This is a genomic window from Eubacterium sp. An11 (assembly GCF_002161065.1).
In the GTDB taxonomy this organism is placed as follows: Bacteria; Bacillota; Clostridia; order Lachnospirales; family Lachnospiraceae; genus Anaerobutyricum; species Anaerobutyricum faecale.
This window is the reverse complement of the sequence record NZ_NFLV01000016.1, coordinates 14599-40206: the sequence shown is the minus strand read 5'-3', so window position 1 is coordinate 40206 and position 25608 is coordinate 14599. Positions and strand designations below refer to the sequence as shown.

Annotated in this window: 24 protein-coding genes, 1 pseudogene and 1 riboswitch; of the genes and pseudogenes, 22 read left to right on the top strand and 3 right to left on the bottom strand. The window is 50.8% G+C overall.

Features of this window, described 5'->3' with window-relative positions:
- Positions 1–41 precede the first annotated feature (41 nt).
- Entirely contained in the window at positions 42–1442 is a 1401-nt protein-coding gene (locus tag B5E53_RS12240; protein ID WP_087315445.1) for an MATE family efflux transporter, read from the top strand.
- 78 nt (positions 1443–1520) lie between these two features.
- On the opposite strand, the gene B5E53_RS12235 is transcribed toward B5E53_RS12240, so the two are convergent.
- Positions 1521–2477, bottom strand: a complete 957-nt coding sequence (locus tag B5E53_RS12235) for an AraC family transcriptional regulator (protein WP_087315443.1) — start codon at positions 2475–2477, stop codon at positions 1521–1523.
- 166 nt (positions 2478–2643) lie between these two features.
- On the opposite strand from B5E53_RS12235, the gene B5E53_RS12230 reads away from it, so the two are divergent.
- The 11 genes from B5E53_RS12230 (at position 2644) to B5E53_RS12180 (ending at position 14112) form a co-directional block, all read left to right on the top strand.
- Positions 2644–2976 (top strand): LPS biosynthesis protein, encoded by a 333-nt coding sequence (locus B5E53_RS12230; protein WP_087315441.1) that lies wholly within the window; start codon positions 2644–2646, stop codon positions 2974–2976.
- Positions 2977–3808: 832 nt separating this feature from the next.
- A complete protein-coding gene (locus tag B5E53_RS12225; RefSeq protein WP_087315439.1) occupies positions 3809–5149 on the top strand; it encodes a Na+/H+ antiporter NhaC family protein in 1341 nt (446 codons plus the stop codon).
- A gap of 26 nt (positions 5150–5175) precedes the next feature.
- Positions 5176–5286: riboswitch (TPP riboswitch) on the top strand.
- A gap of 172 nt (positions 5287–5458) precedes the next feature.
- Positions 5459–6280, top strand: a complete 822-nt coding sequence (gene thiM / locus B5E53_RS12220; RefSeq protein ID WP_087315437.1) for a hydroxyethylthiazole kinase — start codon at positions 5459–5461, stop codon at positions 6278–6280.
- A gap of 11 nt (positions 6281–6291) precedes the next feature.
- The gene (gene thiE / locus B5E53_RS12215; RefSeq protein WP_087315435.1) at positions 6292–6942 is read left to right on the top strand and encodes a thiamine phosphate synthase; all 651 of its coding nucleotides are present in this window, start codon (positions 6292–6294) and stop codon (positions 6940–6942) included.
- An 89-nt stretch (positions 6943–7031) separates the two neighbouring features.
- Entirely contained in the window at positions 7032–7670 is a 639-nt protein-coding gene (locus B5E53_RS12210) for an HAD family phosphatase (RefSeq protein ID WP_087315433.1), read from the top strand.
- A 137-nt stretch (positions 7671–7807) separates the two neighbouring features.
- On the top strand, positions 7808–8632 hold the full coding sequence (thiD, locus tag B5E53_RS12205) for a bifunctional hydroxymethylpyrimidine kinase/phosphomethylpyrimidine kinase (protein WP_087315431.1): 825 nt from the start codon (positions 7808–7810) through the stop codon (positions 8630–8632).
- Positions 8632–9816, top strand: a complete 1185-nt coding sequence (gene cytX / locus B5E53_RS12200; RefSeq protein WP_087315429.1) for a putative hydroxymethylpyrimidine transporter CytX — start codon at positions 8632–8634, stop codon at positions 9814–9816. The genes thiD and cytX overlap by 1 nt, the downstream gene beginning before the upstream one ends.
- A 246-nt stretch (positions 9817–10062) precedes the next feature.
- Complete coding sequence (locus B5E53_RS12195; protein WP_087315427.1) at positions 10063–11412, top strand: MATE family efflux transporter; 1350 nt, start codon at positions 10063–10065, stop codon at positions 11410–11412.
- A 78-nt stretch (positions 11413–11490) separates the two neighbouring features.
- Positions 11491–11991, top strand: coding sequence for an HD domain-containing protein (locus tag B5E53_RS12190; RefSeq protein WP_087315425.1), 501 nt, complete (start codon positions 11491–11493; stop codon positions 11989–11991).
- A 241-nt stretch (positions 11992–12232) separates the two neighbouring features.
- Positions 12233–12679, top strand: a complete 447-nt coding sequence (locus B5E53_RS12185; protein ID WP_087315423.1) for a MarR family transcriptional regulator — start codon at positions 12233–12235, stop codon at positions 12677–12679.
- Between the two features lie 59 nt (positions 12680–12738).
- Complete coding sequence (locus tag B5E53_RS12180; RefSeq protein ID WP_087315421.1) at positions 12739–14112, top strand: MATE family efflux transporter; 1374 nt, start codon at positions 12739–12741, stop codon at positions 14110–14112.
- Positions 14113–14166: 54 nt separating this feature from the next.
- On the opposite strand, the pseudogene B5E53_RS19775 reads toward B5E53_RS12180, so the two are convergent.
- Both B5E53_RS19775 and B5E53_RS12170 read right to left on the bottom strand, forming a co-directional pair.
- Positions 14167–14319, bottom strand: a pseudogene (locus B5E53_RS19775) (4Fe-4S binding protein); the annotation flags it as partial.
- Positions 14262–14519 carry a 4Fe-4S binding protein gene (locus B5E53_RS12170; RefSeq protein ID WP_087315419.1) on the bottom strand — a complete coding sequence of 86 codons (258 nt, stop codon included), beginning with the start codon at positions 14517–14519 and terminating at the stop codon, positions 14262–14264. The pseudogene B5E53_RS19775 and the gene B5E53_RS12170, both read right to left, overlap by 58 nt.
- A 148-nt stretch (positions 14520–14667) precedes the next feature.
- On the opposite strand from B5E53_RS12170, the gene B5E53_RS12165 reads away from it, so the two are divergent.
- From B5E53_RS12165 to B5E53_RS12120, 10 genes are all read left to right on the top strand, one after another.
- Positions 14668–15363 (top strand): response regulator transcription factor, encoded by a 696-nt coding sequence (locus B5E53_RS12165; RefSeq protein WP_087315417.1) that lies wholly within the window; start codon positions 14668–14670, stop codon positions 15361–15363.
- Positions 15360–16442, top strand: a complete 1083-nt coding sequence (locus B5E53_RS12160; protein WP_087315415.1) for a HAMP domain-containing sensor histidine kinase — start codon at positions 15360–15362, stop codon at positions 16440–16442. The genes B5E53_RS12165 and B5E53_RS12160 overlap by 4 nt, the downstream gene beginning before the upstream one ends.
- A 229-nt stretch (positions 16443–16671) precedes the next feature.
- Positions 16672–17406 carry an ABC transporter ATP-binding protein gene (locus B5E53_RS12155; protein ID WP_087315413.1) on the top strand — a complete coding sequence of 245 codons (735 nt, stop codon included), beginning with the start codon at positions 16672–16674 and terminating at the stop codon, positions 17404–17406.
- A complete protein-coding gene (locus B5E53_RS12150; protein ID WP_162611906.1) occupies positions 17372–19822 on the top strand; it encodes an ABC transporter permease in 2451 nt (816 codons plus the stop codon). Before B5E53_RS12155 ends, B5E53_RS12150 begins: the two co-directional genes overlap by 35 nt.
- The gene (locus tag B5E53_RS12145; RefSeq protein WP_087315409.1) at positions 19791–20123 is read left to right on the top strand and encodes an FtsX-like permease family protein; all 333 of its coding nucleotides are present in this window, start codon (positions 19791–19793) and stop codon (positions 20121–20123) included. The genes B5E53_RS12150 and B5E53_RS12145 overlap by 32 nt, the downstream gene beginning before the upstream one ends.
- Positions 20124–20408: 285 nt before the next feature.
- Positions 20409–21254, top strand: coding sequence for a cell division protein FtsQ (locus tag B5E53_RS12140; protein WP_087315496.1), 846 nt, complete (start codon positions 20409–20411; stop codon positions 21252–21254).
- Between the two features lie 28 nt (positions 21255–21282).
- Positions 21283–22998 (top strand): energy-coupling factor transporter ATPase, encoded by a 1716-nt coding sequence (locus B5E53_RS12135; RefSeq protein WP_087315494.1) that lies wholly within the window; start codon positions 21283–21285, stop codon positions 22996–22998.
- 5 nt (positions 22999–23003) lie between these two features.
- A complete protein-coding gene (locus B5E53_RS12130; protein WP_242963692.1) occupies positions 23004–23831 on the top strand; it encodes an energy-coupling factor transporter transmembrane component T in 828 nt (275 codons plus the stop codon).
- 41 nt (positions 23832–23872) lie between these two features.
- Positions 23873–24784 carry a PHP-associated domain-containing protein gene (locus B5E53_RS12125; RefSeq protein ID WP_140401491.1) on the top strand — a complete coding sequence of 304 codons (912 nt, stop codon included), beginning with the start codon at positions 23873–23875 and terminating at the stop codon, positions 24782–24784.
- Positions 24774–25607, top strand: a complete 834-nt coding sequence (locus B5E53_RS12120) for a MurR/RpiR family transcriptional regulator (RefSeq protein WP_087315405.1) — start codon at positions 24774–24776, stop codon at positions 25605–25607. Before B5E53_RS12125 ends, B5E53_RS12120 begins: the two co-directional genes overlap by 11 nt.
- The last annotated feature ends 1 nt before the right edge of the window (position 25608 follow it).

The following is a 25608-nucleotide window of genomic DNA, read 5'->3' as shown; positions in this document are numbered from 1 at the left end:
TGTTTCTGTCATTGATTTGTATGATTTAGAGGAGAAAAAAAATGAGTGAAGAAAAAAGAGAGACGGTGGCGGGCAATCCGCTGGGAGAGGAACCGGTATCCAGCCTCATGGTGCGTTTCGCTGTGCCGAGTATAGTGGCTATGCTGGTCAGTGCTCTTTATAATATTGTGGATCAGCTTTTCATCGGACAGGCGGTGGGAACGCTCGGCAACGCTGCCACCAATGTGGCGTTTCCGCTGACCACCTCCTGCGTGGCGCTGGCCCTGATGTTCGGCATCGGCGGCGCTTCCTGTTTTAACTTGAACATGGGAAGAGGAAATAAAGAGAAGGCTATTTATTTTGTGGGAAATGCATTGGTGTGTCTGGCGGGAAGCGGTCTTATTTTATGTGTCCTGACCCAGATTTTTATGGTGCCTCTTTTACAGCTGTTCGGGGCTCCGGCAAATGTACTTCCTTATGCGGAGACCTATGTGAGGATCACGGCGGTGGGCTTTCCGTTTTTGATTCTGACCACCGGCGGCTGTCACCTGATCCGTGCCGATGGCAGCCCGCAGATGGCCATGATCTGCAACCTGACGGGAGCGGTTATCAACACGATTCTTGACGCTGTGTTTGTCATGGTGTTCCACTGGGGCATGGCGGGAGCCGCCATCGCCACGGTCATCGGTCAGGTGGTTTCCGCTATCATTGTGGTACGCTACCTGCTGCATTTTAAGACGATTCCGCTGCTGCCGGAACATTTAAAATTGCAGGCGGCTTACGTGAAGCGGACAGCGCAGATTGGTCTGGCGTCCTTTTTCAATCAGATCGCCATGATGATCGTGCAGGTGGTGCTCAACAACTCACTGACTCATTACGGAGCGCAGTCTGTTTACGGTGAAGCAATCCCCCTCGCCTGCGCCGGCATCGTCATCAAAGTCAACCAGGTATTTTTCTCCGTGGTCATCGGCCTGGCGCAGGGCAGCCAGCCGGTGGAAAGCTTTAACTACGGGGCGGAAAAATATGACCGGGTGCGGAAAGCCTATCGTCTGGCGGCGACCGCCGGAGTTATCATTTCGGTGATTTCTTTTGCACTCTTTCAGATATTCCCGGGACAGATACTTTCCCTCTTTGGAACAGGAGAGCCGGAATATTTTGAATTCGGCGTTCGCTTTTTCCGGATTTATCTGTTCTTTATCTGGCTGGACGCCTTGCAGCCTATTACATCCACTTTCTTTACTTCCATCGGCAAGCCGGCAAAAGGTATCTTCTTGTCTCTGACCAGACAGATTATTTTCTTTGTGCCGCTTCTTCTGATCTTGCCGCTGTTTATGGGCGTGGACGGATGTATTTATGTGGGGCCGATCGCGGACTTTATGGCGGCCATGGTGACCATCCTCATGGCATTTCTGGAGTTCCGGAAGATGCCAAAACATGCAGTCAGCCATGGGAGTGCAGCATAAAAGAAACGGATCGTGCAGGTTCTGGCTACGGCAGTTCTCCGGCGTCAAGCGCTGGAAGGGCTGCCGTTTTTATGATTTTTATGATCCGCCTTTTTGTTTGCTGCGGTATTCCTTAGGCGTACAGCCGTACCATTTTCGAAAATACCGGATATAGGAGCTGGCGGAGGCAAACCCGGTTTCAGAAGCAATCTTGGTGACGGAAAGTTCGGTGTCCTTCAAAAATGCTTCACTCATGTGCAGGCGGTATTTGATGAGATACTGATACGGCGATTCTCCCACATATCTGCGGAAACAGCGCAGACACTCTGTCTTGCTGATATGGGCGGCAGCGGCGATGGATTCCACGGAAAGTTCTTCCTGATAATTGCTGTGCAGATAGGTGAGAAGCTTCCGGATACGGAGATGTTCCCGGGACGGCGCTGCCGCCGGCAGCGGCGGAAGAATGGAAATAAATGAAAGCCACAGGGAAACCAGTGCCGTACTCAGCCTGTATTCATAATGCGGTTTTGTTTTCTCTAAAGGAGAAAAGTAAAGGTCGTCCAGGGCCTTGAGTGCATTGAGAACAGGTTCGTGGGCGGGCTCTGATTTTTTTATAAGAAAATGTGTGAACCCAGGATGGCAGAGAAAAGATTTCACATCCCTTTTTTCCATGATACTGCCGGGAAAGAAGGCGAGCATCTGTTCCGGAATGATAAAACTGTGATACCGGCAGTCTTCTTTTTCTATGGTCTTGTGGGGAACCATCCGGTTGATGAACAGGCAGTCCCCCGCGTGGACTTCAATCGCCTCCTCATAAATGCGGGTCTGAATCACACCCTGCAATACCCGGATAAACTGTACTTCCTCATGCCAGTGGAGTACCCGGAAACCTTCATTGGAAGGCGTGCAGACCTGTCTTTCCACATCCAGTACCAGCAATGGAAATTCACCGCCTTCATGGGGATTATGGGAGTAAATGGGAGATGGGCGACCTTCTGGCTGTTCATGCTGCGTGATATGCTGCGGACGGCGCTGTCCGTCGGTGATTTGTGACATAAGAGGCCTCCTTGATAACGATTTTGGCTCTTTTTTTCTATATTATAGGTGTGAAAAAGCTATTTTGCAAGACTGCGGGAAGTTATTATTATATTGTATGGAACAGCTGTCACCATGACATTTGATATATGATAAGCAACTACGAATCACGAAAAGGAGAACAGTCATGATCATTGATGGAAATGAAATCGAAAAAGCAGCCATGAAAGAATTTCACAAAGGAAACCGAAAAGAAGGATTGCGCATCCAGGAGGAATTTGCGTCCGCATTTCGGGAAGAATACAAAGAAAAAGATCACTGCTCCTGCAAAAAAGCCTGCCGCTATCACGGCAACTGCAAGGAGTGCGTGGCCATCCACCGGGCCCATCAGGAGCATGTGCCAAACTGTATGCGCCCGCTGATCAACAAAAAAATCCGACTGCTGTCCGAACTGACGGAGCACACCATCGCCAATGAAATCGAGGCGCCGGCAGAGGTGACGGTGAACAGGGATTTGTAAATCTCTTTATAATACGCGATAGTCCACTTTGAAAGAAGACAAGTCATTGATAAAAGTTTTCCTCCTCCACTTCGGCAGGCTGACACCTGGCTATATTTTATTAATATAATGTAGACGCCTGCGCTCACAGTCGTCGTCAAACCATATCAATGATTTGTCTTCTCCAAATGCAGTCTGCGTGCATAGAGATTTACAAGAATCCTGGCTATTGTGGTGAAACAACAGGTTGTGGAGGTATGTTGGCTGTGGAACAGTTCTATCATCGAAAATTAAAATTTCAGTGGTATTTTTCGCCTGGCAAATCGCTGCAATCTTTGCACATATCATTAAAAAGTCAAGAGGAACACCGACAGTCCCGGCGAGCCAGCTACTCTGGTATAGATTTCGTCGATTTGAATCCGGTGGCTTTGCTATAATCCGGGTGATGCAGAGGACAGGGATTTGCGGTATATGTGATAATGATAGAAAAATGAATCAGGGAAGATCGACGACGACTGTGAGTGCAGGCGTCGCCGGCAGTTATAAAAAAGGGGACGGTTATCAGCCTGCCGAAGTGGAGGAGGAGACTTCCCTGACTGCGTTTTTCTAGGTTATATATAAAGCCGCAAATCCCGTCTGTTTATCCATACCCCGATCATTTCAAAACCTGCGGATTCAAATCGACAAATCCCCATTTCAATGATAAATCTCTTCGCATTTATGGTATAATAATCCCGGTGTCTTTTCGGATGCCGGGATTCTTTCTTGAAATAGAGTATTTCGGCGGAAAACTTTGTTTTTTTCGGAAAATGCTATGTCACTTTTAATTTTAATATCAGGAGAGGAAAGTATTATGAAAAAAGAAAACTGGAAAGCGCTGCTGCCCATCGGGGTGTTTTTGGTGCTGTATCTGGGACTGGGGATTTTGTTTGAATATGTGATGAAGATTCCGATGGGATTTTATAATGTTCCCATCGTGGTCTCGTTTCTGGCGGCTCTGCTGGTGGCCTGCATACAGAATCCGAAACTGAATTTTGACAAAAAACTGGAGATCATGGCGAAAGGCGTGGGCGATAAAAATATCGTGACTATGATTCTCATTTTTCTGGCGGCCGGCGTATTTGTGGGCGTTGTGGGAAGAAGCAGCGCGGAGAGCGTGGCGTACTGTCTGCTTTCGCTGATTCCGGCGCAGTATGCGGTGGTAGTGCTGTTTGTGGTCAGCGCTTTTGTATCTCTGGCCATGGGAACTTCTGTGGGAACCATCACGCTGCTGACGCCTATCGCCGTGGCGGTGTCGGAAGCTTCCGGATTCGGCGCGGCTTCCTGCGTGGGCGCCGTGGTAGGAGGCGCTATGTTTGGGGACAATCTGTCTTTTATTTCCGATACGACCATTGCGGCCTGCAACGGACAGGGATGTGCCATGAGAGATAAGTTCCGGGCGAACTTTAAGATCGCGCTGCCGGCGGCGCTGGCGGCCATGGTGGTGATTTTCTTTCTGACGGCCGGAAATGTTCCGGAAGGCCGGATCGTGCAGGAGTATAATCTCATCCAGGTGATCCCGTATGTGCTGGTACTGGTGGGAGGAATCATCGGCATCAATGTTTTTGTGGTCCTTCTCATCGGCATTGTGTCCGGAGCATTGATCATGCTGGCGACGGGAAATATTTCGGGCGTTGATCTGCTCACCAATATGGGGTCCGGAGCGTCCGGCATGTACGAGACGATCATGGTAACCATTCTGGTGTCGGCCATCGGTGGTCTGATCGGAGAATACGGCGGATTCGATGCGCTGCTGCATTTTATCAAGAGGGTATTCCGGAGCCGGAACGGCGGAAAACTGGGCATCGGACTGCTGGTGGGAGCGCTGGATATCGCCACCGCCAACAATACGGTGGCCATCGTCATGGCGAATCCGATCGCCAAAGACATGTCGGAAGATTATGGCATCACGCCGCAGAATACCGCTTCGATCCTTGACACCTTTTCCTGTATTTTTCAGGGAGTGATTCCTTACGGCGCACAGATGCTCATTGCCCTGTCGGCGTCGGCGGAGCTTGGATGTGAATTGTCGGCGTTTGATGTGATGCCGAACCTGGTTTATCCGTATATGCTTCTGATCAGTTCTCTGATCTTTATGTTCCTGGTGCCGGATAAAAAGACTCCGGTGAAGGAAAAACAGTTGCAAAGTCAGTAAAAAGTAGTATAATAAAAATGTTCATAAGAATAAAAACGGGGAGCTTGCGTATCAAGCAGGCTGAGAGGGGGCTGAATCGCCTCGACCCTTTACCTGATTTGGATAATGCCAACGTAGGGATATATACAGGCACGAGGAATTTCGGCGGATATGTCAGTTTGGCATATCCGCCTTTTTGGGTTTGATATGATCAGGTACATTGCCGGATATCGGCAGACGGCAGTGCCCTGCGGGATCATCAGGGCGGCTGCATGATGACGATGTACAAAGTGCAGCGATGGCTGCATCATCAGAGAAGGAGGAAATGCGATGCTTGGAAAATGTTTTGATAATGTGAGAAATACCGTTCCGCTGGTACATAATATCACCAATTATGTGACGGTCAATGACGTGGCAAATGTACTGCTGGCCTGCGGCGGCAGTCCGATCATGTCCGATGAACCAAAAGATGTGGTGGACATCACTTCCATCTGCGGCGGATTGAATATCAATATCGGCACCTTGAATGAGAGAAGCATCCAGGGAATGTTTGCTGCCGGAAAACGGGCCAACGCCCTTGACCATGTGGTTCTGCTGGACCCGGTGGGCGCCGGAGCCAGCGCACTTCGGACTGACACGGCGGTAGAGCTGATGAAGGAGCTGGAACTTAGCGCCATCCGGGGAAACATTTCAGAGATCAAGACGCTGGCTCTCGGCAGCGGAACCACAAAGGGAGTGGACGCCGATGTGGCCGATGCTGTGACGGAAGAAAATCTCCCGGAAGCAGTAGCTTTCGTTAAGGATTTTGCGAAAAAGGCAGAGTGTATCGTGGCCATCACCGGCGCCATTGATCTGGTCAGCGACGGAGAAGTCTGTTATGTGATTCGGAACGGACGCCCGGAAATGGGAAAGATCACGGGAACCGGATGTCAGCTGTCCGGTATGATGACTGCATTTCTTGTGGCGAATCCGGACGATCAGACGGAGGCTGCTGCCGCTGCTGTGTGCGCCATGGGACTGGCCGGAGAGATCGGATGGAGCCGGATGCAGGAAGGAGACGGCAATTCCACTTACCGCAACCGGATCATTGACGCCATTTATAATATGGACGGGGCTGCTCTGGACAAAGGCGCCCGTTTTGAAATCAGATAGGGAGGACAGTTATGGGACTCAATAAGAGCGACCTGCTTTTGTATGCGGTCACGGACAGAAGCTGGCTGGGCGGCCACACACTGTATCAGGATGTGGAGGCAGCCATAAAAGGAGGAGCCACTTTCATTCAGCTTCGGGAAAAGAAGCTGGATGAGGAACATTTTCTCGAAGAAGCAAAAGAAATCAAGGAGCTTTGCAAAAAATATCGGGTTCCTTTTGTGATCAATGACAATGTGGACATTGCCCTGGCCATGGATGCCGACGGCGTCCATGTGGGACAGAGCGATATGGAGGCCGGAATGGTCCGGGAAAAGCTCGGCCCGGATAAAATCATCGGCGTGTCCGCTCAGACGGTGGAACAGGCGATTCTGGCGGAACAGAAGGGCGCAGATTATCTGGGCGTAGGTGCGGTGTTCCCGACCGGTTCCAAAGATGACGCCGTGGAGGTCAGCCATGATACATTGAAAGCTATCTGCGAGGCAGTGCATATCCCGGTCATCGCCATCGGCGGCATCAGTACAGGAAATGTGATGGAGCTTTCCGGCAGCGGCATCTGCGGTATCGCGGTGATCAGCGCTATATTTGCAAAGCCGGATATCGAGACGGCCGCCAAAGAGCTGAGAAAACAGACAGAGAAGATGCTGGATGCGTCGAAAAACTGAACAGAAATAATCGTTGCAAGATGCTGCCGGAAAACAGCCGGCAACGACACATACGGAAAAGGCCGTGCGCCGGCGGAAAAGGAGAGGAAATGACAGGAGCAATTTTTGATGTGGACGGAACCCTGCTGGATTCCATGCCCATTTGGGAGGATGTCAGCGTCCGTTACCTGAAGAGTCTTGGTGTGGAGGCGGAGAGCAATCTCTCACAGAAACTGGAACGGATGTCCGTGGAGGAAGGGGCGGCATATATAAAGGAAAACTATCATCTTCGGAAGTCCGAGGAAGAAATTGCGGCAGCCACTTTAAAAATCGTGGAAGATTTCTATTATAATGAAGCCCCTCTGAAGCCGGGAGTGAGGGAATATCTCGCAAAACTTAAGAAAGAAAAAATCCCCATGGTGATTGCCACTTCCAGCGTGCGTCTCCATGTGGAAGCGGCCCTGCGGCGTCTGGGCGTCCTTTCCTGTTTTGATAAAATCTTCACCTGCTCGGAGGTGGGCGAGGGAAAGACCCGTCCGTTGATTTATGAGAAAGCAGGCGAATACATCGGCGGAGATTTCAGAGACATTTACGTGTTTGAAGATGCCATCCATGCGCTGGAGACAGCAAAGCAGGCAGGCTTTTATACGGTGGCGGTCTATGACCCGTCTGCAGAGAAAGACTGGGGACGGCTGCAGGAAGAAGCCGATGTTTCGGTGACAGATATGCGCCAGCTGATGGCACAGTAAGAAATTTGATGAAAAAACGGCGGCACATTGGGGGCACCACCTTGTGTCGCTACCTGCGGCCGGCAGTTCTGTCTTCCGGAAAGAGGGCGGACGCCGGGATGCGGGGAATAAAATTAATGCGAAAGAGGGAATGAAATATGAGAACAGCATTAACAATCGCCGGAAGTGATTCCAGCGGAGGCGCCGGCATTCAGGCAGATATCAAGACCATGCTCTGCAATGGAGTGTATGCCATGAGCGCGGTCACAGCTCTGACTGCGCAGAATACCACCGGCGTAACAGGAATTATGGAAGTGACTCCGGAATTTCTCGGAGAACAGCTTGACAACATTTTTACGGATATCCGCCCGGATGCAGTAAAGATCGGAATGGTTTCTTCCGCGGCACTCATTAAAAAAATCGCCGAGAAATTAAAAGAATATCATGCAGAAAATATTGTGGTGGACCCGGTGATGGTGGCCACCAGCGGAGCAAAACTGATAGAAGATGACGCCGTATCTGCTCTGAAAGAATATCTGCTGCCCATGGCGGCAGTATTGACGCCAAACATCCCGGAGACAGAAGTACTTTCCGGTATGGCGGTCAGAACCGGGGAAGATATGATCGAGGCGGCAGAGGTCATCAGCAAGACCTATGGCTGCGCCGTCCTCTGTAAAGGCGGCCATCAGTTAAATGACGCCAATGACCTTTTGTACCGGGAAGGCACAGGCAAATGGTTTTACGGAAAACGAATCGATAATCCCAATACCCACGGTACAGGGTGTACGCTGTCCAGCGCCATTGCTTCCAACCTTGCCAAAGGATTTTCGCTGGATGAATCGGTGGAGAGAGCGAAGCGGTACATATCCGGCGCTCTGGCGGCGATGCTTGATCTGGGAAAAGGCAGCGGTCCGATGAATCATGGGTTTGATCTGCAAAGCGTTTTTCTTGGGGAAGCGACAACGACAGGAGGGCAGCGGTGATGGAAATGAAACGAACGGGAATCTTTGAAAACGGACTGATCTGGTTTGGGGCGGCGGTTTCCCTGGCGGAAATCCTCACGGGAACCTATATCGCGCCTCTGGGATTTCAGAAGGGGCTGGCAGCCATCCTGGTGGGACATCTCATCGGCTGCGTGTTGCTTTTCCTTTCCGGCGTCATCGGAGGCAGTGTCAGAAAGAGCGCCATGGAGAGCGTAAAAATGAGTTTCGGACAAAAGGGCAGCCTGCTGTTTGCCATCTTAAATGTATTGCAGCTGGTGGGATGGACGGCCATCATGATTTATGACGGCGCCATCGCGGCCGATGGTATCATGCATACCGGCCGCTGGGTGTGGTGCCTGGTCATCGGCGCGCTTATTATCCTTTGGATTTTGGTGGGCGTCACCAATCTTGGCAAGATCAATACCATCGCCATGGCGGCTCTGTTCATTTTAACTCTCGTGCTGTGCAAAGTGATCTTCTTTGACAGTGGCATGGCGGGAGCAGGTCTTGATGACGGTTCCATGAGTTTTGGAGCGGCGGTGGAATTATCGGTGGCCATGCCTCTGTCCTGGCTGCCGCTGATCAGCGACTATACCAGAGAGGCGGAGAAACCGGTGAAGGCCACGGCAGCCAGCGCCATTGTCTACGGGCTTGTGAGCTGCTGGATGTACGTGATCGGCATGGGAGCTGCTATCTTTACCGGAGAATATGACATCGCTCTCATCATGGTAAAGGCAGGCCTTGGCATTGCGGGTCTGATCATTGTGATTTTCTCCACCGTGACCACCACGTTTCTGGACGCTTACTCCGCCGGCGTGTCCGCAGAGACGATTTTTTCAGGAGTCAGGGGAAAATATGCGGCGGTGCTGGTGACAGTCATCGGTATTGTTGGGGCTATTGTCTATCCTATGGATAATATCACGGATTTCCTCTATCTCATCGGTTCCGTATTTGCTCCGATGATCGCCGTGCAGATTGCGGATTTCTTCTTTTTAAAAAGAAATGCGGAAGAAAAAACGGTGCAGATATCCAATCTCATCGTCTGGGCAATTGGATTTATCGTGTACAGAATCCTGATGCGCATAGATCTGCCTCTCGGCAACACCCTACCGGATATGGTGATCACCATTCTTCTCTGCCTGCTTGTGGCAAAATGCACAGGCGGACGGCAGGAAAAAGAATGATCTGCCGGGAGAACATTTGACAGAAAGGAAGGCCGGCTGAGAAAAAATCGCTGGCATAAAAAATGATAAAATTTTCTTGACGGCTGCCAAAAATCTATATTATAATAAATGCCGGAAATAATATATTGCTAAAACCTACTGTGGATTTTTCTGGTCAAGCCATTTTTCGCCACACAATCATTGGAGAGATGATTGTGTGGCGTTTTCTATTGTAAGTATATCTATGCAAAGAGGAGGAGATGAAAAATGAACGAGACATTTATGAAAGAAAAACCGGTGCTGCCGCTGCTGATTTCCATGTCCCTGCCCATGGTCATTTCCATGCTGGTCAACTCTCTTTATAATATTGTGGACAGCTTTTTCGTGGCAAAAATCAGCGAAGAGGCCATGACGGCGTTGTCTCTGGTTTATCCGGTACAGAACTTCATCAACGCCGTGGCCATCGGTTTTGGCGTGGGCATCAATGCGGTGATCGCTTACCATCTGGGCGCCCGGGAACACGAGAAGGCCAACCGGGCGGCCACCTGGGGATTTGTTTTGTCCCTGATACACGGGGCAGTGATGATGGTCGGATGTATTGCCGTCATGCCGGCGTTTCTGCGGATGTTCACCGGAGAAGAACAGGTGATCGATTACGGAATCCGCTATTCCCGAATCGCCTTTGCTTTCTCACTGATCATCGTTACCAGCCTTGCTTTTGAGAAGATCTTCCAGTCTGTGGGGCGGATGAAAGTGACCATGGGAGGTATGCTGGCAGGCTGTGTGACCAATATTATTCTGGACCCGGTGCTGATTTTTGGAATCGGACCATTTCCGGCCATGGGAATTGAAGGGGCAGCCCTGGCGACCGGCATCGGCCAGGTGCTTACCGTAGTCATTTATGTGGTCATCTATTTTGCCAGACCGATCCCGGTGCGCCTGGGTAGAAAATACCTGATATGGGAAGGCGGCTTGTTTCTCCGCCTTTATTCTATCGGAATACCAGCGACCTTGAATCTGGCGCTGCCGTCTCTGCTCATCTCTGCCCTCAATGCCATCCTGGCGGCATACGGACAGATTTATGTGGTGATTCTGGGGATTTATTATAAACTGCAGACTTTCCTGTATCTGCCGGCCAACGGTATCGTACAGGGAATGCGGCCGATCATCGGTTACAATTACGGGGCAAAAGAACATAAGCGCGTCAGACAGATTTACAGGATCACACTGACCATCAGCGCTGCCATCATGCTCATCGGCACGGTCATCTGTCTGGCGGTGCCGGGACAGCTCATCGCCATCTATACCACCAATCCGGAAACCATTGAAGCCGGAAAGACCGCCCTGCGCGTCATCTGCGCCGGATTTATCGTTTCCGCGGTATCCGTGACTTCCTCCGGCGCCCTGGAAGGTCTTGGAAAAGGAGTGCCATCCTTTATCATTTCCCTCTTCCGCTACGTGGTCATCATCATTCCGGTGGCCTTTCTGTTAAGCCGCGTCTTTGGCGCCGCCGGCGTGTGGAACGCCTTCTGGATCGCAGAGACGATCACAGCGGTCATCGCCTTTGTGGTGTACCGGAAAGCGCTGCGGGGAGCCTCCACTTTTCAATTTTCTTAACATTTCCCGAAATCTATTGCCTTTTTGTCGTCAGTCATCCATAATAGAGATATCATAAAAGAAAGCAGGTGATTGCCGATGGGCCTTCAGATTTCCGAAGAAGTGCCGCAGGACTACCTGTCGGAGGTGGAGCATATTCTCTCCCATGAAGACTTTATGGCGTTGGAGCAGTACACCCAGCATCAGTGGACGAACCGATTCATGCACAGTGTGAACGTGTCGTATCTGTCCTGGGTACTGGCCAGAAAGTTCGGATGTGATGAGAAAGCTGCTGCCAGGGCAGGGCTTCTCCATGATTTCTGTCTGTATGATTTCAGCGAGGAGACACCGACCGGAGAACATCAGGCCTTTTATCATCCTAAGGCCGCGGCTGAGAACAGCACCCGTCTCTTTAACATCAGTGAAAGAGAAGAGGCAGCCATAAGAAGCCATATGTTCCCTCTGGGACCGCTCCCGAAGAACAAGGAAGCATGGATCATAACTCTTGCGGATAAGATCTGCGCCACCATGGAGTTCTGCCATGTGGCCATTGCTCTTGCGAGAAAGAACCGACTGGTAGTCGAGAGAGCTTCTGCGTGAAACAAGGTGAAGAGAATGATAATGTCAGCCGTCAGCGTAATGTATCGGATACAGCGCTGGCGGCTGTTTTTGTGTGAAAACATATCCCATTGGAACGCTTTCTTCTCCTTTTTCTTGACAAATCAGAACAGCGGCCTATAATAGTTTCTAAAGAAACAGTTCTTTTTATAACTACTTAGAACAATGCTTTACATGGATCATAATTTCAATGGATCATAATTTTAAAGCGGGAGGTCTTAACGTGAATCAGACGACCAATTATCTGATTGGCATCCGGCGGATCATCAAGCTTCATGAAAGTATGCTGAAAGAATCCGTCTGCCGGGAATATGCGCTGACGCTGACGGAGGCGACGGTGATCAGTTTCCTTTATAATAATCCGGGAAAAGATACGGCGGCGGATATCGTGGAACTGCGGATGCTCCAGAAAGGAAACGTATCTCAGGCCGTGGAATCGCTGGTGAAGAAATCTCTGCTGATCAGGAAGCAGGATGCGGAAGACAGAAGAAAGATTCATCTGTCTCTGACTGACAAAGCAGAACCTGTGGTGGAGATGGTGGAGAGAGTATGCCGGGAATTTCACGAGGAGGTATTTTACGGAATCACTCCGGAGAAGCTTCATACATTTTCTGAGGTCAATGAGCAAATGGAAGAAAATGTACGGAAGGCCATCGAGAAAAGAGGATAGAGTGTGCGCTTATTGCATCGTGAATACATCAGCACACGGACGGAAAGGAGAGAAATCAAATGAGTGAAGAGAAAGATTTCCTTGGGACAGAGCCTGTCGGGAAGCTTCTGGCAAAATTAGCGGTGCCGACGGTTGCCGCGCAGGTCATCAATATGCTATATAACATTGTAGACAGAATTTATATCGGTCATATCCCGAAAGAGGGAGCCATGGCTTTGACCGGCGTGGGCGTCTGCATGCCGCTGATCATGATCGTCACAGCCTTTGCCGCTTTCGTGGCTTACGGCGGTGCGCCCCGGGCAACGATTTTCATGGGAAAAGGCGATCATAAGACGGCGGAAAAAATACTGGGGAACTGTTTCATCGTGCAGATTATTATTTCGGTACTGCTGACAGCAGCGCTTCTTCTGTGGAACAGAGATTTTCTCATGGCCTTTGGCGCCAGTGATAATACCATCGACTACGGCGTGGCATATATGAACATTTACGCCTTAGGAACGATTTTTGTGCAGCTCACCCTGGGAATGAACGCCTTTATCACGGCGCAGGGGTTTGCTAAAACCGGAATGCTCTCCGTGCTGATCGGAGCTGTCATCAATATCATCCTGGACCCGGTATTCATTTTCGGATTCCATATGGGCGTGGAAGGAGCCGCTCTGGCAACCATTATTTCCCAGGCGGTATCCTGTCTCTGGGTGCTTTTGTTCCTGTTTGGAAAGAAAACGCATCTGAAGATCCGCACGGCAAATATGAAGCTGGAAAAAGATATCGTTCTGCCCTGTCTGGCGCTGGGACTGTCCAACTTCGTCATGCAGGCCAGCGAGAGTGTCATTTCCGTCTGCTTTAATTCCTCGCTGCTTCGCTACGGCGGCGATATCGCCGTGGGAGCCATGACCATCCTCACCAGCGTCATGCAGTTTGCCATGCTGCCGATGCAGGGGCTGGGCCAGGGAGCGCAGCCAATCATCAGCTATAATTTTGGTGCAGGAAATGTACAGAGAGTGAGGGGCGCTTTTAAGCTCCTTTTAAAATGCAGCCTCATTTATTCCTGCCTGCTGTGGATGTTCGTGATGATTTTCCCGCAGGGATTTGCCGCCATGTTCACTTCCGACGCGGACCTGCTTTCCTACACACAGATGGCTCTGCGGATTTACATGGGAAGCATGCTTCTTTTCGGTATTCAGATGGCCTGCCAGATGACTTTTATCTCCCTGGGCAATGCCAAGGCTTCCATTCTGGTGGCTGTTATGCGGAAGTTTATCCTGCTCATTCCGCTCATCTATATCATGCCGCACATTTTTACGGCGGACAAGGCGAGGGCCGTTTACATGGCAGAGCCGGTGGCGGACTTTGTTGCCATCTGTTTCACCGCCGTGCTGTTCTATTTCCAGTTTAAAAAAGCATTGCGGAAGATGGGAAAAAAAGCACAATAACAATAGAACGACAATAACAGCCGCTGGACAAACTCCGGCGGCTGTTGTTTGAATTTATTCCCGATTTTTTATTTTACAGATCATCTGTGTCATCGTGCCCATAGGGCAGTACACGCACCAGCTGCGGGGCTTAAACAGTACCATGGTGATCAGGCCAAGTACCGTGGAAGTGAGCATGACGCTGTAGAAACCGAAGGCAAACTGCGCCGTGCCCGAATGTCGATGACGCTGGCCGGACATTCCTTTGCACATTTTCCACATCCGACACATTTATTCTCGTCCACCTGAGCCATGATCCCCTTGATGATACGGATTGCTCCCAGAGGGCAGACTTTGACACAGCAGCCGCAGGCCACGCAGTCGGATTGTTCTACGATGGCCTTTCGCTTTTTTTTGATGACAGTCATGATGATTTCTCCTTCCATTGGAATTCTTTTTTTATTTATATAATAGTTCACCGCTTTTTTCTGTGATAATATCACATTTGGAGAAAGATTCTGGTTCTGCAGCTATAAATATGATACAATAAATATATTTGCAGGAAAGGAAAACACCATGAAGGAAAATGTCAGACAGTATATTTTAATATTGGAGGATGATGAGGATCTGGCGGAGGGAATCTGTCTCTCCCTTCAGAGTCCGGAGCTTACTTTTGTCCGCTGCCGGACCATCGCCCAGGCAAGGCAGCTTCTGAAGGACCGGAAGTATGATCTGCTGATTCTGGATATCAATCTGCCCGATGGCAGCGGACTGGAGTTCTGCCAGGAGATACGGAAGAGCAGCCAGGTTCCCATTGCTCTGCTGACAGCCAAAGATATGGAGCTTGATATTGTCAGCGGACTGGAGAACGGCGCCGACGATTATATCACAAAACCATTCAGTCTGATGGTGCTGCGGGCCAGAATCCGGGCGCTTCTTCGCAGAAATGTACCGGAACAGAAAAATGAATACCGGAAAGGCTGTTTTCATTTTCTCTTTGACCGGATGGAGTTTTATAAAAACGGACAGTCCATTGATCTTAGTAAGACCGAGCGGCGCATCCTTCATCTGCTGGTATTTCATGAGGGGCAGATCATTACGAGAGAGCGCCTTATGGAGTGGGTCTGGCCGGACGGCGCAGAATATGTGGAGGATAATGCCCTGTCTGTGGGAATCCGGCGGCTCAGGGATAAGCTGGAAGATACTCCTTCCAAGCCCGGATATATCCGGACGGTATATGGCAAAGGTTATGTGTGGGAGATGAAAGAATGATCAGATTTATGATTTATGTGGCAGTACCTGCGGTGCTTGTGGGTATTGCCATCATTTTTATCAGACGATATTACAGGAAAAAGATGCAGGACACCGCCCGGGCGCTGCAGGAACGGCTGGACAGAGCCATCGGCGGGCAAATGCAGGATACCGTCTTTGATGAATCGGTGGACGCTGCCGTGACCGAGCGGCTGAACCGCCTGTTAGAACTGACCGGTATGCATCAGGGACATGCGGAAGCAGAACGGGATACCATCAAGTCGATTATCTCGAACATCACACACCAGATTCGCACGCCGATTACCAATATTATGCTGTATACAGGATTGCTGCAGGAAATTTTAACCGCGTCAGGGAAGGATGACGGAGAGAGCGCCCATACAGGTAAAATCAGCAAACAAAGCGCTGGAAAGAACAATGGTGAATCGGGGGTGAAAGATGGAGAGAAGACGGAACAAATCATCCACCTGCTGTTAAAACTCCAGAAACAGGCAGACAAGCTTGATTTTTTCATGAAGGAGCTGGTGAAGTCCACCTACACGGAACAGGAAATCATTTCCCTTCATCCCGAGATGAGCGATGTGCAGGAGATAGTGGCCTCCGCCTGTCAGAATGTGGAACTGTCGGCCATGAAAAAGGGGATCGTCATCGCTGCAGATATGGCGGGAGGCGAAAAACAGCCTGGAAATAAAGAAGCAGCAAAAGGAATCTTTTGTTATGCCGACAGCAGATGGACGGTGGAGGCGCTTACTAATGTGCTGGATAATGCAGTGAAATATTCTCCGGAAAGTTCCCGGATCGATGTCCGGGTGCGGGAAGGGGAATCCTTTCTGTGTGTGGAAGTGGAAGACCGGGGCCGCGGCATCCGGGAAGAAGAGCAGGGTAGAATCTTTGAACGGTTTTACCGTTCGGAGGAAGTCAGTGCAGAACCAGGTTTTGGTATCGGCCTGTTTCTTGTCCGTGAAGTACTGTCCCGGCAGGGTGGCTATGCGAGAGTGAAGTCTGCCCCGGGGAAGGGGACGACCATGTATCTTTATCTGCCCCGCTATGGAATGGGAAGCCGGCAAAGTCAGCGGTAGTAAAGAAAGTGGGACGGATGGAGCAGGTGGGCACAGCGAAAGGATCAGATTGGCCACAGTGTCAATTCTGTCCGGATTGTCACTTTTCAGAAAGATTTGAGAAACCTTCTTTTGTTATTATTCAAGTATGTCTGGTACTGATATGTTCATGATCTGATGGATGGTGCAGAGGGAACGATACAGCATACCAGACTATGACAATACATAATAGAAGAAAGCGGGTGCGAACATGAATATTCTTGAGGTAAAAGACTTAAAAAAATATTACGGCCAGGGAGAGAATCAGGTGAAGGCGCTGGATGGCATCAGCCTCTCGGTAAAACAGGGAGAGTTTCTGGCGGTGGTGGGAACCTCCGGCAGCGGCAAATCCACGCTGCTTCACATGATGGGCGGCCTCGATACGCCCACATCGGGTCAGGTGATCGTGGCAGGAAAGGACATTTCCACCTTATCCAGGGATGAACTGACTATATTTCGCAGAAGAAAGATCGGATTCGTATTTCAAAGTTATAATTTACTGCCGCTCATGAACGTGTATGACAATATCGTTCTGCCCATAAAGCTGGACGGCATCCGGCCGGACGAGACTTACGTGGAACAGATTCTTGTTTCTCTGGGACTGGAAGAGAAACGATGCGCCATGCCCAATCAGCTTTCCGGCGGTCAGCAGCAGCGGGTGGCGCTGGCAAGGGCGCTGGCGGCCAAACCGGCGATCATTCTCGCCGATGAGCCCACAGGGAATCTGGACAGCCGCACTAGTATGGACGTGCTGGGACTTATGAAGACTTCCGGGGAACGGTTCGGACAGACCATCGTGATGATTACCCATAACGATGAGATCGCTCAGATGGCCGGGCGCATTATCCGTCTGGAAGATGGGAGAATCTGCGGACACTGCGGACAGCCCGGGCGGAGGCAGGAAGTCTCTCATGAAAGCAGAAGGGCAGGTGCTTTCTATGCTTAAAGTATCCAACAGGAAGATTATAGCGGAGATTGCCGCCGTTACTTATAAAGCCAATGGAAAGAGAAATCTCCTTGCTGTCTTTGCCATGTTTCTCACTACATTCCTGATCTCGGTGATCATTGTTCTGGGTGTCAGTTACTGGAATACCATCTCCCAGCGGCAGATTCGCATGGAAGGCATGGATTACGATGTGGAGCTGACAGAGCCGGAAGAACGGCAGGTACAGATCATCCGGGATATGGATGAAGTCAAATACGCCGGGCTGGCAGTAAAATGTGCCATTGTAGAAGAATATAACGGAAAAACACTGGGTAAGATGCGGCTCTACTGGCTGGATGATGTTTGCTGGGAGCGGCAGACCATTCCGGCGCTGGAAGAGTATGAGGGACATTATCCGCAGAAAGAAAATGAGATTATGCTGTCGGGAAGTGCGCTGACAGCCATGGGTATTGAGAAGCCAAAGGAAGGTATGTCCATTCCGGTTACTTATTATACGTTGGCGTCGGAGGAAGAAGGTGCTGTCGAAACGGACAGTGCATCAGAGACAGACAATGCGGATGGAAGTGCCGGAGGAGACAGCGCGGCGGAAGAAGGCTCCGCAGCAGAAAATGCGCAGGCGGCAGGCGATCAGAGCGTTCAAAAAGAATTCATTCTCTCCGGCTGGTACACTGATTATACCGGAAGTGACAGAGGATATGTGTCGAAAGAGTTTTTCCAGGAGACCGGTGTGAAGCAGACGGATCTGACCCAGGGCTCTTTAAAGATTTCCCTGAAAAATCCCCTGTATTCAGAGAAAGATATCATCCGGATGCAGCAGGCGGTGGGCATTGGAAGGACGCAGATTATCGAGGGAGATTATGATACCATCAGCAGTTTCCTGAAAATGTCAGCAGTGCTGGCCGGCCTGCTCCTGATGATCTTTGCCAGCGGATGGTTGTTCATTTACAATACGCTGTACATTTCCATCACAAAGGATATCCGCTATTACGGCCAGTTAAAGACTGTAGGAATGACTTCACGGCAGCTGAAAAATGTGGTGTACCGCCAGGCGTTTTTTAACTCCTGCATCGGTATCCCGGCGGGACTGTTTGTCTCAGCGGCCGTATCCCGTCTGGTGGTTCCGGGGATTCTCCACCTGGTAAATCCCACCGTACCGACTGGTCAGGCGGTGCCGGCTGGCATCTGGATTTATCTGCTGGCGGGCGGGTTTGCGCTGCTGACTAATTTCCTGAGCAGCCGGAAGCCGGCAAAGTTCGCAGGAGAAGTCCCACCGGTGGAAGCCATGAAGTATGTGGCGGGGTCAGCCGCAAAACTTCGGCGCTCATCGGGAAGAGAGCGGATGCCGAAGCCGCAGCGGGCGGTCAAAATGGCGCGTACACAAAAGCCGCGGCGATCATCAGAACTGCCTCCGGTTTCCAAATCACAACATTCGGGGCACATCCTGCTGTCCATGGCGAAGCAGAATATGTTCCGGGATAAAAAACAGGCGGCGGTCATTTTCCTGTCGTTTATCATCGCATTGTCTGTATTTTTTACTGTCAATGTGATCCTGCGGGGCAATGAGGCGGCCAGGGTGCTGGGTGAGACCATGGATTATGATATCCAATTGAAAAATGAGACCACTCTGGACGAAGACAGGAGGCAGCTCATCACCGATGACAAGATTGAGCAGATTCGCGGGATTGCCGGCGTAAAGGAAGTCCGGAAGGTGACTTCCACCGTGGCGGTAGTGCCGTATCAGGAGGAGGCGTATGGCGAGTATCTGAAAGAAATCTACCAGACAAGGTACAGTCCGGGAAATTATAAGGAAGATATGGAGAAGTACAGGAAGGATCCGTCCTGGGACATGTTTAATTCCCGGCTTATCGGCGTAGATGAAGCAGGATTTGATATTATCAATGAAGAACTGGGGAATGTGCTGGATAAAGAGAAGTTTCTGCGGGGCGAGATTGCAGTGTCCCCGAACTTTTTCCTGGAAGGAGATGCCGGCATGAAGGGAAAGACGGTACATTTCTATCTGCCGGACGGCATGGATCCTGACAAAGAAGAAACGGTGGAGATTGCCGCTGTGGGAGCAGGCAGTATCAATCCCGCTTATTTTGCGGGCGGTTACATTCCGGAGCTGATCGTCAGTGAAAGTTATGCGGAGAAGCTGATGGGAGAGACCTTTACAGAGTTGATTGATGTGGTCTACGACAAGCCCTTTGCGGAAGAGACGGAAGAAAATGTAAAGGCAGTCTTTGCCGGGGAAGATGACATTACTTATAATTCCAAGCTGGAAAGATACAATGAGATGAAACAGTCGGAGAATCAGGTGCGGGTGCTGGGAAGCAGTCTGGGGGGGGATCCTTGCCGTCCTTGCCGTACTGAATTATCTCAATGTGATGGCCTCCGGGATACAGGCAAGACAGGATGAACTGGCCACTCTGGAGAGTATCGGCATGACGGTGAAACAGACCCGAAAGATGCTGTGTATGGAAGGTATAGGATACGCGGCCTTTTCCATGGCAGGCGCGGTCCTGCTTGGAATACCGGTCAGTTTTGCTGCTTTTCAGGCGATGAACGTATATGATATTTCTTATTCCATACCGTGGCTATCCAATCTGCTTCTCTTTGCGGTAATCCTCCTGTTATGCGCGGCGGCGCCGGTCTGCATTTATGAGAGGACCCAGAATAAAAGCGTCATTGAGCGGCTGCGGAATGTGGGGGATAATTAAATGAACAGGCGGGCACAGTGGAAATAATAATCTGCTGTGTCCGTTTTACTGAAAATGTAGTAAAATTAATTTTCATAATTGAAATAATTGAAATTTTACTTTCATTTTACCATTACGTGATAGAAGCTCTTACATTTCTCCGGTAGTATATAGTTGTTTCCGGAACAGAGACAAAAAACATTATCATTGCTGCTGGAGCAGAAAGCGATGATCATTGTTTCGGGGACGGGAACAAAAAATAATGAAGAAATAAAACAAAAAAGGAAAAAATGTGGAGGAATGAAAATGTCTATTACGCAAAATGGAGCTGTGACGCAGTCTCAGAAATTAATGATTTTTGTTTTATCAATGTCCTTATACGGACTGGCAACTTTATTTACAGAGCTGATTCCGAGCTTTCAGGTGGGAATCGTGGAGTTTTCCGTGGAATTCTTCCTGTTTATCCCGCTGGTGCTCTCGATGTTATTTGACCCGCTGTCCGCGGCTCTGGGCGCAGCCACCGGCGAGCTGGTTTTCAGTGAAATCATGCTGGGACAGTTCGGCGGACTGGGTGAACTGGAAAAATTCATCACCGTGACCATCGGCGTGTATATTGCCGGACGTCTGGTGAGAAACCCGAAAAACCGTGTGATGGTCGGCGTCGCCGCCTTCGTGGGAACCGGTGCACAGCTTCTCATGGGAACGATCGTGGATATCTTAAAAGTACAGTTTGCCGTATCTGATTTTGAGGCGGTGGCCGGACTTCCGGAAAGTGTTTTTGCCACCGAAGGATTTGCTTTCTTAAATGACCTGTTATTTTCCGGCATCCTGTTCTGCCTGCTGCCGACCCTCTACCTGGTGCCAAAGCTTTACGGAAAGATTGAGCCGCTGCTGGGTATGCAGCCTCGCACCGAGGAGACCGGTCTGGGTCAGATCAGCGTGAAAAATGTGATCGTCTGTCTTATCGCCTTTGCCTGTGCCATCGGTGCGGAGATGATGGCAGAAAGCGGCCTTTCCCTCATTGACTGGGAAGCAGGATGGGCGGAAAGCGGTACCGCTCTCGCTGTGGGCATGGTTGTCGCTGCCGTGATCGCCATTGTGATGCTCGTTGCCATGAGAAAAAATGCGCAGCCCGTCCGTGAGGCGAAATAGCGCAGCCATGGGAGATACAGGAAACAATATGGATACAATCATTAAAATAGAAGACCTGACTTACACCTATCCCGGTGCCAGCCAGCCGACTCTGAATCATGTGAATCTGGAGATTGAAAAGGGCGATTTTCTCGCCATTGTCGGCAACAACGGCTGCGGCAAATCCACCCTCTGTAAAATACTAAACGGGCTGATCCCTCATTTTATCACGGGGAAATTCACCGGAAATGTGTGGGTGGAAGGAGAAAACACGCGGGACGCCGACGTGGGAACCCTGGCCCGGAAGGTGGGCTATGTTTATCAGGATTTCGAGAATCAGATTGTCCGTCCCACGGTGCTGGACGACGCTTCTTATGCCTGCCTCAATTACGGCATGAAAGACTATGAGGAGCGGGGAAGAAAAGCGCTGCGTCAGTGCGGACTGGAAGGCAGAGAAAATGAATATATCTGGCAGCTTTCCGGCGGCCAGACCCACCTGCTGGCGCTGGCAGGGGCGGTCGCTCTGGGACCGGAGGTATTGATCCTCGACGAGCCCATCGCACAGCTGGACCCGGGACACGCGGACCGCATTTACGAGGTGCTGCGGGAATTAAACGAGACTTACGGAAAAACTATCATTGTCATTGAACATCATACAGAGTACATAGCCGATTACTGCAAACATGTCCTCCTGCTGCGGGACGGACAGACAGCCTGGATGCTTCCCGCCAGGGATGCCCTGGCCCGGGTGGAAGAACTGCAGGAGAGCAACATCTTCCCGCCTCAGGTGACCATTGCGGGCTACCGCCTGCAGAAATCCGGCCGTCTGCCGGAAAATCAGATACTTCCGACCACCGTGGAGGAAGGCAGAGAAGCCATGTCAGACCTCTCCTATACGGAAAGAAAAAATACGGTGAAAGAAACCGTACCGGATCCTGTGGGAGCTGTGGCAAAGTTTACAGATGTGACCGTTTCTTATCGTTCTGTGAAGGGAGAACCGCACAGAGTCTTTGACCGGCTGAATCTTTCCATACATAAGGGAGAGAAGATCGCCCTCATCGGCTCCAACGGCGCCGGAAAGTCCACGCTCATGAAGATGATGGTGGGCCTTTTAAAACCGGCGGAAGGCACTGTGGAACTGAATGGTATTTCCGTAAAAAATGTAAAGCCGGAGCAGCTGTCCCGGCAGATTTCCCTGGTGTATCAGAATCCGGAGGAAATGTTTATCAAGGATTCCATCTACAGTGATATTGCCTACGCCATGCAGGTGCGGAATGTGGAAAACTGGAAGGAAAAAACACAAGAGCTTTTAGAGCGTTTCCGCCTGACGGAGCTTTCCGACAGAGACGGACGTCTGCTCTCCGGCGGACAGATGCGCCGGGCCAGCCTTGCCATCGGCGTGGCGCTCAATCCGTGGATCCTGCTTCTGGATGAGCCGACGGCAAACCTGGATATTGCCACACGAAAAGAAATCATGCGAACATTGAGCGACATGAAAGAAATCACTGATACGGTGATGATCGCCACCCACGACATGCAGCTGGTATGCGAATGGGCCGAGAGAATCATCGTGCTGTGCCAGGGACAGGTGGCAGCGGACGGAACAAGAGATGAGATTTTTGGTGACGCCGGTCTGATCGACCGGGTGGGCATCCGGCCGCCGGAGATATTCTCCATGGGACAGGCCCTGGACAGCCGGGCGTTATGTTACACGGTGGATGAGTTTCTGGAAGCCTTTGCCGGTGAAATAAGACAGGAGGAATGAAACAGATGATGCAGAAATTATCAGAGAGTGTCCTGGATAAATTTTCTATGGACTTTCTCAGAAATCAGGTTTTAAAAAATGCATATGGAAACGATGACACGGTTATTGCCGTGAGAGACCCGCGGATTCTGCTGGTATGGTACCTGTTCTTCGGCCTTGTGCCGTGGTTTGTAAACGACCTGCCGTTTCTTCTGGGCTGTTTCCTGCTGGTGATGATCACCACAGTGCTGGCAAAGGTGGCCGGACTGGTACTGCTGCTCTTCGCCGTGGGCGTCTTCTCCCAGACCGGATACCTGCTCATCGCCACCTGGATCTTCGGCGGCGACGCCTCAGCCATCGCGCCGCTCCTGGTGCTCACCCTGAAAGTTGCCACCATATCGCTGGCGTCAGTGACCGTATTTTCCGGTCTGGACCCGGATCGTCTCTCCAACGGACTCATGTGGTTCGGCTGCCCGGAACGGCTGTCATTTTCCATCTCTTACGCCTACCGAATGCTGCCGATGCTCATGGAAGAGTTCCAGAACGTACTGCTTTCCTACAGGTTGAGAGGCAACCCGCCGGCCCACGAGACCGTGCCGGGCAAGATCAAATATCTGATTTACCAGATTAAAATCATCATCCACGCATTCTATCCGCTGATGCTCAACACGGCGAAACGTTCCCGAACCACAGTGGAAGCCCTGGAGATCAAAGGATACCGCTACGCGGCTGTAAACAAAGAAGTGCGGAAAATGAAACTTTCTTCTCTGAAAGTGACCTACGATGACATGATTTTCCTTGCCATCTCTTTTCTCTGGGTGGCAGTGACCGTGCTGGTATCCACCTTAGTATAATGCATAATTGATATGGACAACAAGACAGGAGGAGCATACAATTGTATATAGATTTTCACACCCACGGAAAACTGGCAAAAAAACTGCCGTTTTCCGAAGAATATACCCACTGGCTTTTTTCAGAAGCCCGTCAGGCAGGACTTGACGCCCTGTGCCTGACAGAACATTTCAACACGCTGGGATTTGACCGGCTGTACCGATTTATCGCAAAACACTCCGAGAGAGAGGGAGACACCCTCATCTTCGACGGACTGCGGATCTTCCCTGGAATGGAAACCGACATCGCCGAGGGCGGACACATTTTATCCATCGGTCCCATGGAGGCGATTCTGGAACTGAACCGGCGGTTGGAACCCCACAAAGAAAAAGGACATTTCCTTCCGTTCCAGGAGCTGAGAGATCTGTTTGACCAGTATCCGGTCATTGTGGGAGGCGCCCACCCCTTCCGTGAGGGCGGGCATATCCCGGAGCTGCCGGAAGAACAACTGGCACGGTTTGATTTCTTCGACCTGAACGGAAAAGATGTGGCAGAACACCGGATGCGCACCGAGAGACTCACCTATCATCTGGGAGAAAGCCTGCACAAACCGGTGGTGGGCGGCAGCGACACCCATCAGGCCGTGCAGTACGGCTGCATCCGCACCAGATTTGAGAAGACCTGCACCACCGTACCGGAATTATATGAGGAAATGCAAAGCGGCAACTATGAGATCGCCATCTCCGACCAGGCAGCCTTCCAGGTGAAGACCGCTAACCTTCTGAAACGGGCGCTGAAAGAAATCCACGCCCTGGGCGGCGATTACGTGGCTCTCCTCATGGGAAAAGAGAGCGGGACAGAGACAGAAAAACCTGCACAAACAAAACAGAACGACAGAGAGAAAGTCTGCACAGAAAAGGAAGCAGGCGGCAGCGCACTGAATTTTAAGGAAAGGAAGCGCAGAAATGCATCTTGAATTTCCAAAAACGCCGGAGAGATTAACTCCGGCGGAACAAAAGCTCCTGGAATACATCGAAGGAAACCGGGAAGAGTTCCTATTCATGACTATCGGCCAGCTGGCCGCTAAAATGGACGTGTCCGAGGCGACCATCTCCCGTTTCGCAAGACACCTGGGCTGCCAGGACTTTAAACAACTGAAAAACATTGTCATTGAACAGAACCATCTGGAAGGCCCTGCCGGCAAGATGGCCGGCACCCTGTTCACCGGCAGCAGCGAAGATTCCTTTCAGGCGGCGAACTTTTTGAATAAGCAGATGCTCTATCTGGAAAAAACCATGCAGCATCTGGACAAACAGACCTTTGAGGACGCCATCGGCGAAATCCTGTCCGCCCGCCGGATCTGGATTCACGCCAAAAGTGCCTCCACCTCCATGGGACAGCTCCTGTTCTTCCGCCTGCGGCGGCTGGGACTGCCGGTCTCACAGCTTCCCTCCGGTGGAACCGAAATGCTGGAAGGACTGGCCCAGGCCGAAGAAAACGATCTGGTCATCTTTTTCGGATTCTCCAAAGTATCCTGGGAAGGACAGGTCATCCTCGACTGCCAGAAAAACGCCGGCTATCGAACTCTCTGCTTCACCGGACGCCTGCACGCCCCAAAAGAAGAACAGGCCGACGTGAACCTGTACGTTTACCGGGGCGAAGCCGGAGAATACCATTCCATGACGGCCGCCGCCGCTCTGGTGGATGCCCTTGTGGTGGCAGTCTCCGAAAAACTGGGCGCCGACGGGGCCACAAACCTTCAGAAAATACATAAAATGAAAAAGAGATACCGGCTGTAAC

Bases quoted from the DNA above. Each gene is read 5' to 3' on its own strand.
- B5E53_RS12240 (WP_087315445.1), top strand. From the start codon at position 42: ATGAGTGAAGAAAAAAGAGAGACGGTGGCGGGCAATCCGCTGGGAGAG.
- B5E53_RS12235 (WP_087315443.1), bottom strand. From the start codon at position 2,477: ATGTCACAAATCACCGACGGACAGCGCCGTCCGCAGCATATCACGCAG.
- B5E53_RS12230 (WP_087315441.1), top strand. From the start codon at position 2,644: ATGATCATTGATGGAAATGAAATCGAAAAAGCAGCCATGAAAGAATTT.
- B5E53_RS12225 (WP_087315439.1), top strand. From the start codon at position 3,809: ATGAAAAAAGAAAACTGGAAAGCGCTGCTGCCCATCGGGGTGTTTTTG.
- thiM (WP_087315437.1), top strand. From the start codon at position 5,459: ATGCTTGGAAAATGTTTTGATAATGTGAGAAATACCGTTCCGCTGGTA.
- thiE (WP_087315435.1), top strand. From the start codon at position 6,292: ATGGGACTCAATAAGAGCGACCTGCTTTTGTATGCGGTCACGGACAGA.
- B5E53_RS12210 (WP_087315433.1), top strand. From the start codon at position 7,032: ATGACAGGAGCAATTTTTGATGTGGACGGAACCCTGCTGGATTCCATG.
- thiD (WP_087315431.1), top strand. From the start codon at position 7,808: ATGAGAACAGCATTAACAATCGCCGGAAGTGATTCCAGCGGAGGCGCC.
- cytX (WP_087315429.1), top strand. From the start codon at position 8,632: ATGGAAATGAAACGAACGGGAATCTTTGAAAACGGACTGATCTGGTTT.
- B5E53_RS12195 (WP_087315427.1), top strand. From the start codon at position 10,063: ATGAACGAGACATTTATGAAAGAAAAACCGGTGCTGCCGCTGCTGATT.
- B5E53_RS12190 (WP_087315425.1), top strand. From the start codon at position 11,491: ATGGGCCTTCAGATTTCCGAAGAAGTGCCGCAGGACTACCTGTCGGAG.
- B5E53_RS12180 (WP_087315421.1), top strand. From the start codon at position 12,739: ATGAGTGAAGAGAAAGATTTCCTTGGGACAGAGCCTGTCGGGAAGCTT.
- B5E53_RS12170 (WP_087315419.1), bottom strand. From the start codon at position 14,519: ATGACTGTCATCAAAAAAAAGCGAAAGGCCATCGTAGAACAATCCGAC.
- B5E53_RS12165 (WP_087315417.1), top strand. From the start codon at position 14,668: ATGAAGGAAAATGTCAGACAGTATATTTTAATATTGGAGGATGATGAG.
- B5E53_RS12160 (WP_087315415.1), top strand. From the start codon at position 15,360: ATGATCAGATTTATGATTTATGTGGCAGTACCTGCGGTGCTTGTGGGT.
- B5E53_RS12155 (WP_087315413.1), top strand. From the start codon at position 16,672: ATGAATATTCTTGAGGTAAAAGACTTAAAAAAATATTACGGCCAGGGA.
- B5E53_RS12150 (WP_162611906.1), top strand. From the start codon at position 17,372: ATGAAAGCAGAAGGGCAGGTGCTTTCTATGCTTAAAGTATCCAACAGG.
- B5E53_RS12145 (WP_087315409.1), top strand. From the start codon at position 19,791: ATGGCCTCCGGGATACAGGCAAGACAGGATGAACTGGCCACTCTGGAG.
- B5E53_RS12140 (WP_087315496.1), top strand. From the start codon at position 20,409: ATGTCTATTACGCAAAATGGAGCTGTGACGCAGTCTCAGAAATTAATG.
- B5E53_RS12135 (WP_087315494.1), top strand. From the start codon at position 21,283: ATGGATACAATCATTAAAATAGAAGACCTGACTTACACCTATCCCGGT.
- B5E53_RS12130 (WP_242963692.1), top strand. From the start codon at position 23,004: ATGATGCAGAAATTATCAGAGAGTGTCCTGGATAAATTTTCTATGGAC.
- B5E53_RS12120 (WP_087315405.1), top strand. From the start codon at position 24,774: ATGCATCTTGAATTTCCAAAAACGCCGGAGAGATTAACTCCGGCGGAA.